This window comes from Mesorhizobium sp. SP-1A (assembly GCF_032460275.1).
Classification (GTDB): Bacteria; Pseudomonadota; Alphaproteobacteria; order Rhizobiales; family Rhizobiaceae; genus Mesorhizobium.
The window spans coordinates 94409-107075 of record NZ_JAVXZD010000006.1; the positions used below are offsets into that span (position 1 = coordinate 94409).

Genomic DNA, 12667 nt, shown 5'->3' on the forward strand with positions numbered 1-12667 from the left:
TCCGGTTCGCGCCCATCATCTCACGCGTCGCCGCGTCAACAAGGCCAGCGCCGCAAACAGCGTGATCGACAGCGCGAGCAGCAGCGTGGCGGCCGCCATGATGGTCGGATTGATCTGGTCGCGTATGCCGGAGAACATCTGCACCGGCAATGTCCGCTGTTCGGCCGCTGTCATGAACAGGGCCACCACGACTTCGTCGAACGAGGTCGCGAAGGCGAAGATCGCTCCCGACACGACACCGGGCATGATGTTCGGCAACGTCACCCGGAAGAACGCCGACGACGGAGGCGCGCCGAGGCTCAATGCGGCGCGCGTCAGGTTGGTGTCGTAGGTGGACAGCGTCGCCGTCACGGTGATGACCACGAAGGGCGTGGCCAGCGCGGTATGCGCCAGCACCAGCCCGGTTCTCGTGTTGGTCAGTCCGAGCTGGCCGAAGAAGAGGTAGCTGCCGACCGCCACGATGACGATGGGCACGATCATCGGCGAGATCAGCAAGGCCATGATGAGGCGCCTTGCCGGAAAGTCGGGCCGCGATATGCCGAGCGCGGCGAGCGTGCCGAGCGTGGTCGCCAAGATCGTCGTCGCAACGGCCGCGACGGCGCTGTTGAAGATGGCGGTCATCCAGCGCGCGTTGCCGAAGAAGTCCTCGTACCAGCGCAGTGAATATTCCCGCACAGGCAAGGTGAAGAACGGGTCCTTCGAAAACGACAGCGGCACGATGATGAACAGCGGCGCAATCAGGAACAGCAGCACGGCGACCGCGAACGCCACCACGAGGATCCGCAGCAACCGTTCGGTGGGCGTCGCGTAGGAAGGCAGCCACATGGCGTCACCCCAGCTTGATCTTGTCCGCGCCGACCAGACGCAGGAACAGGAGATAGATTGCGAGCGTCACCACAAGCAGGACCACCCCGAGCCCGGCGGCCAGGCCCCAGTTGAGGTCGCGGTTGATGTAGACGGAGATGAAATTGGACACCATCTGGTCGCGCGGGCCGCCGACGAGCGCCGGGGTTATGTAGTAGCCGAGCGACAGGATGAAGGTCATCAGACATCCGGCGACGACGCCAGGCAGCGTCTGCGGGGCATAGACTCGCCAGAACGCCGAGGACGGCCCCGCGCCGAGCGAGCGGGCGGCCCTGAGCTGCGTGGAGGGGATCGAGCGCATGACGCTGTAGATCGGCAGGATGGTGAACGGCAGCTGGATATGGGTCATCGCCGTCACCGTGCCGAACCGCGTGAAGATGAGCTGGAGCTTTTCGCTGGTCAGGTGCAAGCCCATCAAAATGTCGTTGATGACGCCGTCCGACTGCAGCAGCACCACCCATGCGGTGGTGCGCACCAGCAGCGAGGTCCACAGCGGCAGGAGCACCATGAGCATCATGACGCCTGCGACCGCCTTCGGCGCGATGGTCAGCACATAGGCCACGGGATAGCCCAGAAGCAGCGTGAACAGCGTGACCAGCCCGGCCACGAACAGCGTGCGCCCAAGCACGTCGAGGAAGATCGCCTGGTCGCCGCGGACTCGCTCGATGGAGCCGTCCGGCGCCTGCCTGAGGTCGAGCGCGGTCAGGAGATAGTAGGGCGTCAGAGGGGCGCCGTTGCGCTTGATGACGGCCCAGGTCTCCGGCGAGGCCCATTCCTTACCAAGTTCGATGAACTTCTCCCTGTAGGGGCCGGCGTCCTGCTTCTCCACCATCCTGGCAGCCGCCAGCACGCGGCTGCGCATGCCGGAAATCTCGTAATTGAGGCGCTTGCCGAGCAGGGCGGCGGTGCTGTTGTCCCTGGCGGCCTTCAGATCCTGCGCCAGGGCGGCATATACGGGTTCGTCCGGCACTGACTTGCCGTCCCAGTCCTGGAGCGCCGCCAGCGTGTGCGGCAGCACGTCCCGCGTCTCGGGGTTCCCGACCGCGGTCACCAGCAGGTAGAGGATCGGGGCGACGAAGGCCACCGCAAGGAAGATGATCAACGGCAGCGCGAGCGACAGCGCCGAACGCCGCGCGGGACGCGCGGCCCTGCGCACCGCCAGGAAGACGTTGATGCGATCGATGTCCACGGCGCTCATCGGTTCAGGCCTCCAGCAGGCGGCAATCCGAAACACTGCATTCGAGCCTCACATCGTCGCCGGGCCCGAAGGGCCCTGCCCGGCGCGCGGGAATGCGCGCGGTGAGGAGTTGGCCGCCGAAAGCCTCCAGCGACAGCCGCATGTGGTCGCCGAGGAAGAAGACATCCCGGACCTTGCCCGTCATGCGATTGCGGCCCGCATCCGCGCTCTCGCCGGCAAGCGAGATGTTTTCGGGACGCACCGACACGCTGAGTTCGGTGCCCGCTCCGGAGGCCGGAGCGCCGGCGGCTTTCATCGTCGATCCGTCGGCCATGCGCACGAGGGCGAAGTCGCCCTCCCGTCCAAGCAAGGTGCAGGGCAAGGTGTTGTTCTCGCCGATGAAGGACGCGACGAACCGGTTCGCCGGTTCGTTGTAAAGCGTTTCGGGATCGGCCAGCTGCTGGATGCGCCCGTCGTGAAACACGGCGATGCGGTCCGACATGGTCAGGGCCTCGGATTGATCGTGCGTGACATAGACCATGGTGATGCCGAGCGCGGTCTGCAGTTGCTTGATCTCGACCTGCATGCGCTCGCGCAATTGCTTGTCGAGCGCGCCGAGCGGCTCGTCCATCAACACCAGAGACGGCTCGAAGACCAGCGCCCGCGCCAGGGCGACGCGCTGCTGCTGGCCGCCCGAAAGCTGTGCCGGGCGGCGGTCGCCCAGCGCGTCGAGGCTGACGCGGCCGAGCGCCTCGCGGACTTTTGCGGCCGCCGCGGCTCCGGTGACGCCGCGATAGCGCAGCGGGAAGGCGACGTTCTCCGCCACGGTCATGTGGGGAAACAGGGCGTAGTTCTGGAACACAAAGCCGATGTTGCGGTTCTCCGGCGGCAGGCGCTCGACCGATCTGCCGTCCAGCAGGATGCGGCCGAGTGTCGGGCGCTCGAAGCCGCCGAGCATCATCAAGGTGGTGGTCTTGCCGGAGCCCGAAGGCCCCAGCATGGTCAGGAACTCGCCGCGGGATACGCTCAGGTTGAGGTCCTTCACGACGAAGTTGATGCCGTCGTAGGATTTCTTCACATCCTCGAAGCGAACGAGGGCATCGACTGGTCTGTCCGTCACGAGCGACATGGGCTGGGAAAAGTTCATCGATGCTCTCCTTATGCTCGCCTCATTGAGCGAGCCAGGTCGTGAACCGCTTGCGGATCTCGTCTCCGTTGTCTGCCCAGAAGGCGTTATCCAGCGTCAGCGCCACGGTAAGGTTGGCAGGGCTGGTGGGAAGGTTCTTGGCATCCTCGGGAGCCACGAACTCGGCGGAAGACTTCCGCACCGGGCCATACGGAATATATTTGGTGATGCCGGCCAGCACCTTGGGCTCCACCGCATACTTCACGAAGGCGAGCGAGGCAGCGGGGTTCTTGGCGCCTTTCGGGATCACCCAGTAGTTGGAATCGAGGATCTGGTTGTCCCAGACAATGCGGAAGTCCTTGCCTTCCTTGTTGGCGTTGTAGATGCGGCCGTTCCAGGCGGTGGTCATGACGACTTCGCCGGAAGCGAGCAGCTGCGGCGCCTGCGCGCCGGCTTCCCACCACACGATCGAGTCCTTGATCGTGTCGAGCTTGGCGAAGGCGCGGTCGACGCCTTCCGGCGTGGACAGCGTCGCATAGACCTTGTCGGCGGGCACGCCGTCGGCAAGCAGGGCAAACTCCAGGTTGGTCGCGGGGTTCTTCCACAGGCCGCGCTTGCCCGGGAATTTCTTCGTGTCGAAGAGGTCCCGGATCGTGGTCGGGCCGTTTGGCAGCTTGGCGCCGTCATAGGCCAGGGTGGTGGCATAGACGATGGTGCCCACGCCGCAGTCGGAGGTCGTGCCTGCGATCCAGTCGTCCTTCGGGCCGATCGCCGACCAGTCGATCTTTTCGAAGATGCCCTCGTCGCAACCCTGCAGCAGCGTCGGCGCATCGACGTCGACGACATCCACCGTGGTGTTGCCGGATTCGATCATCGCCTTGATCTTGGCGATCTCGCCGCCATACTCCTGCTCGTCGATCTTGATGCCGGAGCTGGTGGTATAGGTCTCGAACACCGCCTTGCGCTGCGCCTCCTGATAGGCACCGCCAAAGCTCATGACGGAAAGCGAATCCTGCGCCAGCGCCGGCCTTGCGCATAACGGCGCGAAGGCCGCCAGCGACAGGGCAAGCATGCGGCCTGCTAAGCGATGTCCCATTTCCATCCCTCCCATTTGTCTGGAAACATTGGCCGGCTTGGTTCCGGCAAGCCTCAGCCTTCCCTGACGGTAATTTGGAGGTGCCACGGCGGCAAATAAGTACATCGCATGGCTCCATGAGGAACCGTTATCGGCGTGCCCCAAGGAAGCCTGGAGAACCGCGGCGCTGGAAAGCGACGGCGCATCGTGCCAACCTGCGCGGCATCGAAGCGACCAGGCAGCGAACACGCGCATGACCCCCGGAGCGACAGTTTGAGCAGCACAGCCGGCATTCACCATGTCACGCTCATCACGCGTCACGTGCAGGCCAATGTCGATTTCTATGTCGGCTTCCTCGGCCTGCGCCTGGTCAAGCGCACCGGCGGCTATGAGGACGCTTTGCAGCTTCACCTTTTCTACGGCGACCGTCTCGGCTCGCCGGGCTCGCTCGTCACCTTCCTCGTCTGGGAAGACGGCGCGCCGGGACGGGTCGGCACTGGCCAGGTGGCGGAGATCGCCTTTGCGGTGCCGCCCGACAGCCTGGGCGAATGGATGACGCGCGCGCTGCGCGCTGGCGTGCCTTTCGAAGGTCCGGCGCGCGAGTTCGGCGAGCCGGTGCTGCGGCTCAAGGACCCGGACGGGATCATCGTCAAGCTGGTTGGCGCCGATCTTGCGGCCGCCCACCCCTGGGGCGACGAGGCGCTGGCGCCGCGCCGGCTGCGGGCGGTGACGATCCTGACCGAGACGCCGGAGGAGACGACGGCTTTCGTCGGCCGCTTCGGCTACCGTCCGGGGCCGCGCATCGAAAACACCACCCGCATGGTCTCCGACACCGACGCCGTCGATATACGCGACGTTTCGGGCTATGTGCCGGGCATACCGGGCACCGGCACCGCCGACCACGTGGCGTTCCGTGCCCCCGACGTGGCCGGCGTCCGCGTCGAGGAGCTTGCTCTGTCGCGCCTCAACTCGTCCGCCACCAATGTGCACGACCGGAAATATTTCACCTCGCTCTATGTGCGCGAGCCGGGAGGGACGCTGTTCGAACTTGCCACCGACGGGCCGGGCTTCACCGTGGACGAAGACGCGAAGCATCTCGGCGAAAAGCTGCTGGTGCCCCCGGGTGACAAGGAAAGGGCGCAGGACATCGCGGTGATGCTGCCGCAGTTTTCTATGCCCGGCGAGCCGCGCATGGCGCCCCGCGACCTGCCCTTCGTGCATCGCTTCCATGTGCCGGATGATCCCGACGACAACACGATCGTGCTGCTTCACGGCAGCGGCGGCAACGAGGCGGATCTGATGCCGCTGGCTCGGCGCATCGCGCCGCGCGCAACTCTGCTCGGCGTGCGCGGGCGCAGCCACGAGGAAGGGAACGCCCGCTGGTTCCGCCGGTTCACGGCGACGCGTTTCGATCAGGCCGACATCCGCGCCGAGGCCGAGGCCTTCGCGGCCTTCGTCGAGGGTGCGGTCGCCGCCTACCGGCTCGACGCGGCCCGCCTCACCTTCCTCGGTCACTCGAACGGCGCGAATTTCGCCGCCGCGGTCGTGGCGCTTTATCCCGAAGTCATCCGCCGGGCGATGCTGCTGCGGGCCATTCCGGTGCTGGAGGAGCTTCCGCCAGCCGGGCTGGAGGGTGCAAAAGTGCTGATGCTGGCGGGATCACGCGATCCGTTCGGCAAGAACGCGCCGGGACTGGCGGAGTGGTTCAGGGCGTGCGGCGCGGAGCTGGACCTGCGCACCGTCGATGCCGGCCACGACCTCGTCCCGGCGGACGAGGCGCTGGCAAGGCAATGGTTCACGCAGGAAAGCGGAGAAGGACATGGCTGAGATCGAGATTTCCAAGGAGGACGGCGAACGCCACGGCCGCTACGTGGCCCGCATCGACGGCGTCGAGGGCGAAGCGGAGCTCACCTTCACCAAGCGCGGTCCGGACCTCATCAGCGCCGACCACACGGGCGCGCCGGAATCGATGCGCGGTACGGGCGCCGCCGCCGCGCTCGTGTCGTTCATGATCGAGGACGCCCGCAGCAACGGGTTCAGGATCATGCCGATCTGCCCCTATGTGCGGGCGCAGTACCGCAAACACCCCGACTGGCAGGACGTGATGACGGTCAAGCCGGACGATCCGGCGGCCGGCCGCTGACCTTCACAGGAACAGCCTGACGAGCAGCGGCACGACCAGCGAGGTCGCGATGGCGTTCAGCGCCATGGCGATGCCGGCAAAGAGGCCGGCGGTCCGGTCCACGTCGAAGGCCCGCGCCGTGCCGATGCCGTGCGAAGTCAGCCCCACCGCGAAACCGCGCGCGGCGTAGTTTTTGATGCGCATGGCGTTCATGAACGGCGTGACGACCAGCGCGCCGACGATGCCCGTCAGCACTACCAGAACGGCGGTCAGCGACGGGTTTCCGCCCAGCGAGGACGAGATCGCCATGGCCACGCCGGCGGTGGCCGATTTGGGCAGGAACGAGATCAGCACGTCGCGCGGCAGCCCCGCCCAGCTACCCATCAGCATGATGGAGAGTGCGGCCGACAGGGAGCCGACGATGAGCGCGGCGACCATCGGAACGAGCGCCTGCCGCACCTGCCGCCACTGGCGAAACAGCGGCACGGCGATGGCCACGGTGGCCGGGCCGAGCAGGAAATGAATGAATTGCGCGCCCTCGAAGAACTTCTGGTAGGGCACGCCGAACAGTTGCAGCGTGCAGGACAGCACAACGATGGAGATCAGCACCGGATTGGCCAGCGGGTGGCGGTTCAGCCGCACGGAGATCGACACGGCGAAGATCCATGCGAACAGCGTCAGGGTGAGCCACAAGAGTGGCGAGGTGGACAGATAGACCCAAAGTTCCGCGGGGTGCTTCATGGGACTATCTGCGCCCCACCAGCCGCTGCATGATGATGAAGGTCCACACCGTTATGGCCAGCGTGAGGACGGCGGAGATCACCAGGATGGCCAGCAAGATGGCCGCCTGGCTCTGCAACTCGCCCCATAGAGCCACGATGCCGACGCCGGCGGGCACGAACAGCAGGCCGAGATTTGCCAGGAAGCCGTCCGCCGCCGCCTCTGCCTCGGCGAACAGACCGAAACCCGCCACCTTGCAGAGCTGCATCGCGACGAAGAGCAGCACCAGCCCCACCACCGGCCCGGGCAGCGGGATGCCGGAAACGAAAACGATGCTTTCTCCGATGAGTTGGAACAGCAGCAGAAGGGCTATGCCTTTGATCATCGATAGTCCTTCCCTGGTCTTTCCCGGCTGCGCCGGGTCTAAACGTCCGGGCAAGCTATGATGGACCGGCATCGCGGTCCAGCCGTTCGTAAGGTCCTCGTTTCACGGCAGACCCTCGCCGGGAACATGGAAGCAAGCGGCGGCGGCACGAACACCGCTAGCTGTCCCGGTCCGATCCGATAGCCGCAGGCTCAGGCGGCCTTGTCGGTCCGCAGGTCGAACGCCATTTGAGCGCGGACGATCTCGGCCTCGTTGTCGATCGCCCATTGGCCCAGCCGCTCGACCGGCTCCCGCAGCGAATGGCCGAGCCGGGTCAGCTCGTAGTCGACCCGCGGCGGCTTGCTGGGAAGCACCGTGCGCCTGACAAGTCCGTCGCGCTCCATGCCCTTCAGCGTGAGGGTGAGCATGCGCTGCGAGATGGTGCCCACGTCGCGCTTGATCTCGTTGAAGCGCCTTGGGCCGCCGCGCAGGGCCATGACGATCAGCACGCTCCACTTGTCGCCGATGCGGGCCAGGATCTGGCGCACGGGCCGGCAGGTCTCCAGCAGATTGACGGGTTCAGGTAACACCGGTGTGCCTCCTTGCGCCTCGAAATTCAGTTCCGATATGAGGCCTGGTTACGAAAATATACCGACTATCACGAACGCCGGCAAGCAATTGCCGGCGAAGGAGAGACGATCATGGAACTTGGCATCTACAGCTTCGGCGACGTGCAGAAGGACAAGACCGGCGCGCTCGGCTCGACGGCCGACGCCACGCGCAACCTGCTGGAAGCCATCCGGCTGGCCGATCAAGTCGGGCTGGATTATTTCGGCATCGGCGAACATCACACCCGCGAGATGCCGGCTTCCGCAGCGACCGTGATCCTCGGCGCGGCCGCCGCGACGACCAGAAACATCAAGCTCGGCAGCGCGGTCACGGTGCTCAGCACCGACGATCCGGTGCGTGTCTACCAGCAGTTCGCCACGCTCGACGCGCTGTCCAACGGACGCGCCGAAATCACCGCGGGCCGTGGCTCCTCGACGGAATCTTTTCCGCTGTTCGGCCACAGCCTGAACGACTACGACGAACTTTATGCCGAAAAGCTCGACCTGCTCCTGAAGATAAACGAGAGCGAGACCGTTACCTGGCAAGGCAAGTTCCGTCCGGCGCTGGACGAAGCGCTGGTGGTGCCGCGCCCCGACAGCGGCTCGCTGCCGATCTGGCTGGCGACCGGCGGCAACCCGCACTCCTCGGTGCGTGCCGGCCTGCTCGGCCTGCCGATCTCCTATGCCATCATCGGCGGGCAGGCCAACCGCTTCGCGCCGCTGGCCGAGCTCTATCGCCGCGCCGCGAACCAGGCGGGCATTGCGCCGGAGAAGATCAAGGTCTCGGTCGCCAGTCCCGGCTTCGTCGGCGAGGACGCCGCCAGGGCCAAGGACTTCTTCTGGACGCACTGGCACGCGGTGATGGAACAGCTCGGCAGGATCCGCGGCTTCGCGCCGCCGCCGCGCTACCACTACGACAAGGAAGCGAGCGGTGACGGCGCCCTGTTCGCCGGCAGCCCGGAAGAGATCGCCGAACGCATCGTGAAGCTGCACGGAAGCCTCGGCCATATGCGCCAGTTCTTCCAGACCGATGTCGGCCAGATGCCGCATCGGGAGTTCCTGCGGTCGATCGAACTGCTCGGAACCAAGGTGAAGCCGCTGGTCGACGCCGAACTCGGCGCCGGCCGGACGGTCACGGAGGAAGCCCATGCCAGTGCGTAAGATCGGAATATTGGGCGCTGGCCGCGTCGGCACCGCGCTGGCGCGGCTGGCTCTCGCCGCCGGCTACGAGGTCGGCGTCGCCACGGCCCGTCCGCCGGAAGAGATCGCGCTGCTTCTGGAAATCATGGCTCCGGGCGCCAAGCCGGAAACGGCGGAAGCGCTGGCGGCGTCCAGCGACATCGTCATCCTGGCCCTGCCGCTGTCGAAATACCGCAGCCTGCGGCCGGACCTCTTCGCCGGCAGGATCGTGGTGGACGCCATGAACTATTGGGCGCCCACCGACGGGATCATCCCCGAGTTCGAGGGTGATGCTTCCAGCAGCGAGATCGTCCAGCGCCATCTGCCGGAAGCGCTTGTGGTGCGCAGCTTCAACCATATGGGCTACCATGAGATCGAGCAGGAAGCCCGACCGCAGGGCGATCCCGACCGGCGCGCTCTGGCGATAGCCGGCGACGATGCCGGGGCCCGCGAGACCGTGGCCGGCTTCGTCGACCGGCTGGGTTACGACCCGGTCGATGCGGGGCCGCTCGCGGCCAGCCGCAATTTCGGGGTCGGCACGCCCGTTTTCGGCGCAGGCTTCGGACGCGCGGACATGGCGAGATTGCTGGCGCAGACGCCGGCGGGCGGGCGCCTGCCGGCATTTGCCCAATAGCGAAACGAAACGGTCAGGTCCGAGTTGGCCCGCCGCCCTGCGGCGGGTCATTGCTTCTCCAGGGCCGCATACTCCCCGGCAAGGAAATCCAGCAGCAGCCGTACCGACGGCAGCAGCCCGCGCCGCGACGGAAACGCCGCGTGGATGATGCCGGCGCGTGGCGTCCATTGCGGCAGGATATCCACCAGTTCGCCCGCATCGATGTCGCCACGCACCACCATGGTCGGGAACTGGCCGACGCCGATGCCGGCCAGGACCGCCTGCCGCAGCGCCACCATGTCCTCAGTGATGAGCCGCGGCGCGTGCGGCACGACGGCCGTCGCCCCATCCGGCCCTTCCAGCCGCCATTGATGGCCGCCGGACGGCGCTCCCCATGCGAGGCTCGGCATGGCGGCAAGGTCGGCCGGCACCGCCGGGCGCGACAGGCAGGCGGCGAGCAGGCCTGGACTTGCGACCAGCCTTTGGGTGCTTTCCGCCAGCTTGCGGATCACCAGATCGCTGTCGTCCAGCGGCGGGAAACGCACGCGGATGGCGATATCGAACCCCTCCTTGATGACATCGACGCGCCGGTTGGTGCTTTCCAGATGGACCTGCACCTGCGGATATCTCGCCATGAAGCGCGCGATCATCCCGCCGAGCTGGAAATAGATGACGGAGGACGGGCAGCAGACCCGCACCAGGCCGCGCGGTTCGGCGCGCATGCGCTCTATCACGTCCTGCGCGGCCTCCGCCTCCACCACCATGGCCAGGCAATGGCGATAGAATTCCTGGCCGATTTCCGTCACCGTGAACTGCCGGGTGGACCGCTGGACAAGGCGCACGCCGAGGCTCTCCTCGAGCAGGCCGATGCGGCGACTGAGCCGTGAGCGCGGAATGCCGAGCTTGCGGGCGGCGGCTGCAAAGCCGTTTTCCTCCACCACCACGACGAAGAAACGGAGATCGTTGAGGTCCTGCATCGCGGCGGATTGTCCTGTTTATAGGACAGACTAGCACGATTTTGCCGTCTACAGCCAGTTTTGGTGCGGAACTATCTTCTCCTCAACGGTTCGCCTGCAAGGGCAACCCGCAAGGAGAAGAACGATGAGAAAAGTTCTAGGCATCTACAGCAGCCCCGCCCAGCATTGGGTGGGCGATGGCTTCCCGGTGCGCTCGATGCTGTCCTATTCGACGCTCGGCGAACATGTCAGCCCCTTCCTGCATCTCGACCATGCAGGCCCGAAGACCTTCGAGCCGGCAACCCGGCCTCGCGGCGTCGGCGCGCATCCGCATCGCGGCTTCGAGACGGTGACCATCGTCTACGAGGGCGAGGTCGAGCATCGCGACTCCACCGGCGCCGGCGGCATCATAGGCCCGGGCGACGTGCAGTGGATGACGGCGGCCGCAGGCATCCTGCACGAGGAATTCCACTCGCACGCCTTCACCCGCAGCGGCGGCACGCTGGACATGGTGCAGCTCTGGGTCAACCTGCCGGCAAGGGACAAGAACCATGCGCCCGGCTACCAGACATTGCTCGACGGCGACATACCCTCGGTCGATCTGGTCGACGGCGCAGGCCGCCTGCGCGTCATCGCCGGCGACTATCACGGCCATAAGGGCCCGGCCCGCACCTTCTCGCCTATCGACCTGTGGGATGTGAGGCTGAACCGGGGCGGTAGCGCCGAGTTCGAACCCGCACAGGGCCATACGGCCGGTCTCGTCGTGCTGCGCGGCTCGGTGCTGGTCAACGGTGCCTCCGCGGCTCACGAAGGCCAGTTCGTCCTGCTCGACCGCGAGGGCGGCGCCTTCACCGTCGATGCGGAAACCGACGCGACGGTGCTGCTTTTGAGCGGTGAGCCGCTCGGCGAGCCGGTGGCCATGCATGGACCTTTCGTCATGAACACGACGGAAGAATTGCAGCAGGCGTTCGCGGACTTCAGGGCCGGCAGGTTCGGCGCGATTCCGGCCTGACCGCCCACAGTTTCCACCCCGCAGGACCCACCGGGGCAACCGGGCCGGAGAGAGTTCCGGCCCACCCTCGGCCTGTGCCTTCAACCACGTACATCGTCAGCAAAGGAGAACTGAAATGAGCACGACCAATATCGCCAATTTCAACGGCCAGCGTCCCGTCATCGATGTCGACGACGCCGTGATGCTGCTGATCGACCACCAGAGCGGCCTGTTCCAGACCGTCGCCGACATGCCGATGCCGGTTCTGCGCAACCATGCGGCCGCGCTCGCCAAGATGGCGACGCTCGCCAAGATCCCGGTGATCACCACCGCCTCGGTGCCGCAGGGCCCCAACGGGCCGCTGATCCCGGAAATCCACGAGAATGCCCCGCATGCCCAGTATGTGGCGCGCAAGGGCGAGATCAACGCCTGGGACAATCCCGACTTCGTCGCCGCCGTCAAGGCGACCGGACGCAAGACCCTGATCATCGCCGGCACCATCACCAGCGTGTGCATGGCCTTCCCGGCAATCAGCGCGGCCTATGACGGCTACAAGGTGTTCGCCGTGGTCGACGCTTCCGGCACCTATTCCAAGATGGCGCAGGAAATCACCCTCGCCCGGGTCGTCCAGGCAGGCGTGGTACCGATGGACACGGCCGCCGTGGCTTCCGAACTGCAGCGCACCTGGAACCGTCCGGACGCGCAGGAATGGGCGAATGTCTACACCAAGATCTTCCCGCCCTACCAACTGCTGATCGAAAGCTACCTCAAGGCCCAGCAGGTCCAGAAGGACCATGAGCAGCTCGATTCCGCCCGCGGCTGAATCAGCGTCCAATCCGATGCAATCAAATGTGGCGGGCGGTCCCGGATCG

General features: G+C 66.1%; 14 protein-coding genes. 6 read left to right on the plus strand and 8 right to left on the minus strand.

Going from position 1 to position 12667, the window contains the following annotated elements:
* Positions 1-15: 15 nt before the first annotated feature.
* From QU595_RS23870 to QU595_RS23885, 4 genes are read right to left on the minus strand one after another with little or no spacing between them, the layout of a single operon-like run.
* Positions 16-825 carry an ABC transporter permease gene (locus QU595_RS23870; RefSeq protein ID WP_315926665.1) on the minus strand — a complete coding sequence of 270 codons (810 nt, stop codon included), beginning with the start codon at positions 823-825 and terminating at the stop codon, positions 16-18.
* A gap of 4 nt (positions 826-829) precedes the next feature.
* A complete protein-coding gene (locus QU595_RS23875) occupies positions 830-2062 on the minus strand; it encodes an ABC transporter permease (RefSeq protein WP_315926667.1) in 1233 nt (410 codons plus the stop codon).
* Between the two features lie 4 nt (positions 2063-2066).
* Positions 2067-3188 (minus strand): ABC transporter ATP-binding protein, encoded by a 1122-nt coding sequence (locus QU595_RS23880; protein WP_315926669.1) that lies wholly within the window; start codon positions 3186-3188, stop codon positions 2067-2069.
* Positions 3189-3210: 22 nt separating this feature from the next.
* On the minus strand, positions 3211-4239 hold the full coding sequence (locus tag QU595_RS23885; protein WP_410000562.1) for an ABC transporter substrate-binding protein: 1029 nt from the start codon (positions 4237-4239) through the stop codon (positions 3211-3213).
* Positions 4240-4515: 276 nt separating this feature from the next.
* On the opposite strand from QU595_RS23885, the gene QU595_RS23890 reads away from it, so the two are divergent.
* Positions 4516-6069: a VOC family protein gene (locus tag QU595_RS23890; protein ID WP_315926674.1), complete on the plus strand. Its 1554-nt coding sequence runs from the start codon at positions 4516-4518 to the stop codon at positions 6067-6069.
* Positions 6062-6385 carry a GNAT family N-acetyltransferase gene (locus QU595_RS23895; protein WP_315926676.1) on the plus strand — a complete coding sequence of 108 codons (324 nt, stop codon included), beginning with the start codon at positions 6062-6064 and terminating at the stop codon, positions 6383-6385. Before QU595_RS23890 ends, QU595_RS23895 begins: the two co-directional genes overlap by 8 nt.
* Positions 6386-6388: 3 nt before the next feature.
* Here QU595_RS23895 and QU595_RS23900 read toward each other — a convergent pair whose 3' ends face one another.
* From QU595_RS23900 to QU595_RS23910, 3 genes are all read right to left on the minus strand, one after another.
* Entirely contained in the window at positions 6389-7105 is a 717-nt protein-coding gene (locus QU595_RS23900; RefSeq protein WP_315926679.1) for an LrgB family protein, read from the minus strand.
* A 4-nt stretch (positions 7106-7109) separates the two neighbouring features.
* Positions 7110-7469, minus strand: a complete 360-nt coding sequence (locus QU595_RS23905) for a CidA/LrgA family protein (RefSeq protein WP_315926681.1) — start codon at positions 7467-7469, stop codon at positions 7110-7112.
* Between the two features lie 191 nt (positions 7470-7660).
* Positions 7661-8038 (minus strand): helix-turn-helix domain-containing protein, encoded by a 378-nt coding sequence (locus QU595_RS23910; protein ID WP_315926683.1) that lies wholly within the window; start codon positions 8036-8038, stop codon positions 7661-7663.
* 111 nt (positions 8039-8149) lie between these two features.
* On the opposite strand from QU595_RS23910, the gene QU595_RS23915 reads away from it, so the two are divergent.
* Both QU595_RS23915 and QU595_RS23920 read left to right on the plus strand, forming a co-directional pair.
* Entirely contained in the window at positions 8150-9217 is a 1068-nt protein-coding gene (locus tag QU595_RS23915; RefSeq protein WP_315926685.1) for an LLM class flavin-dependent oxidoreductase, read from the plus strand.
* Positions 9204-9869, plus strand: coding sequence for an NADPH-dependent F420 reductase (locus QU595_RS23920; protein WP_315926687.1), 666 nt, complete (start codon positions 9204-9206; stop codon positions 9867-9869). The genes QU595_RS23915 and QU595_RS23920 overlap by 14 nt, the downstream gene beginning before the upstream one ends.
* A gap of 47 nt (positions 9870-9916) precedes the next feature.
* On the opposite strand, the gene QU595_RS23925 is transcribed toward QU595_RS23920, so the two are convergent.
* Positions 9917-10825 carry a LysR family transcriptional regulator gene (locus QU595_RS23925; RefSeq protein WP_315926689.1) on the minus strand — a complete coding sequence of 303 codons (909 nt, stop codon included), beginning with the start codon at positions 10823-10825 and terminating at the stop codon, positions 9917-9919.
* 124 nt (positions 10826-10949) lie between these two features.
* Here QU595_RS23925 and QU595_RS23930 point away from each other — a divergent pair, with 124 nt between their 5' ends.
* Together QU595_RS23930 and QU595_RS23935 are read left to right on the plus strand one after the other, a co-directional pair.
* Positions 10950-11816 carry a pirin family protein gene (locus tag QU595_RS23930; RefSeq protein WP_315926691.1) on the plus strand — a complete coding sequence of 289 codons (867 nt, stop codon included), beginning with the start codon at positions 10950-10952 and terminating at the stop codon, positions 11814-11816.
* Positions 11817-11931: 115 nt separating this feature from the next.
* A complete protein-coding gene (locus QU595_RS23935) occupies positions 11932-12618 on the plus strand; it encodes a hydrolase (RefSeq protein WP_315926693.1) in 687 nt (228 codons plus the stop codon).
* Positions 12619-12667 lie beyond the last annotated feature (49 nt).

Excerpts from the sequence above, each read along its gene's own strand:
- QU595_RS23880 (WP_315926669.1), bottom strand. The coding sequence starts at position 3,188 with ATGAACTTTTCCCAGCCCATGTCGCTCGTGACGGACAGACCAGTCGAT.
- QU595_RS23925 (WP_315926689.1), bottom strand. The coding sequence starts at position 10,825 with ATGCAGGACCTCAACGATCTCCGTTTCTTCGTCGTGGTGGTGGAGGAA.
- QU595_RS23875 (WP_315926667.1), bottom strand. The coding sequence starts at position 2,062 with ATGAGCGCCGTGGACATCGATCGCATCAACGTCTTCCTGGCGGTGCGC.
- QU595_RS23895 (WP_315926676.1), top strand. The coding sequence starts at position 6,062 with ATGGCTGAGATCGAGATTTCCAAGGAGGACGGCGAACGCCACGGCCGC.
- QU595_RS23900 (WP_315926679.1), bottom strand. The coding sequence starts at position 7,105 with ATGAAGCACCCCGCGGAACTTTGGGTCTATCTGTCCACCTCGCCACTC.
- QU595_RS23935 (WP_315926693.1), top strand. The coding sequence starts at position 11,932 with ATGAGCACGACCAATATCGCCAATTTCAACGGCCAGCGTCCCGTCATC.
- QU595_RS23905 (WP_315926681.1), bottom strand. The coding sequence starts at position 7,469 with ATGATCAAAGGCATAGCCCTTCTGCTGCTGTTCCAACTCATCGGAGAA.
- QU595_RS23870 (WP_315926665.1), bottom strand. The coding sequence starts at position 825 with ATGTGGCTGCCTTCCTACGCGACGCCCACCGAACGGTTGCTGCGGATC.
- QU595_RS23885 (WP_410000562.1), bottom strand. The coding sequence starts at position 4,239 with ATGCTTGCCCTGTCGCTGGCGGCCTTCGCGCCGTTATGCGCAAGGCCG.
- QU595_RS23930 (WP_315926691.1), top strand. The coding sequence starts at position 10,950 with ATGAGAAAAGTTCTAGGCATCTACAGCAGCCCCGCCCAGCATTGGGTG.
- QU595_RS23915 (WP_315926685.1), top strand. The coding sequence starts at position 8,150 with ATGGAACTTGGCATCTACAGCTTCGGCGACGTGCAGAAGGACAAGACC.
- QU595_RS23920 (WP_315926687.1), top strand. The coding sequence starts at position 9,204 with ATGCCAGTGCGTAAGATCGGAATATTGGGCGCTGGCCGCGTCGGCACC.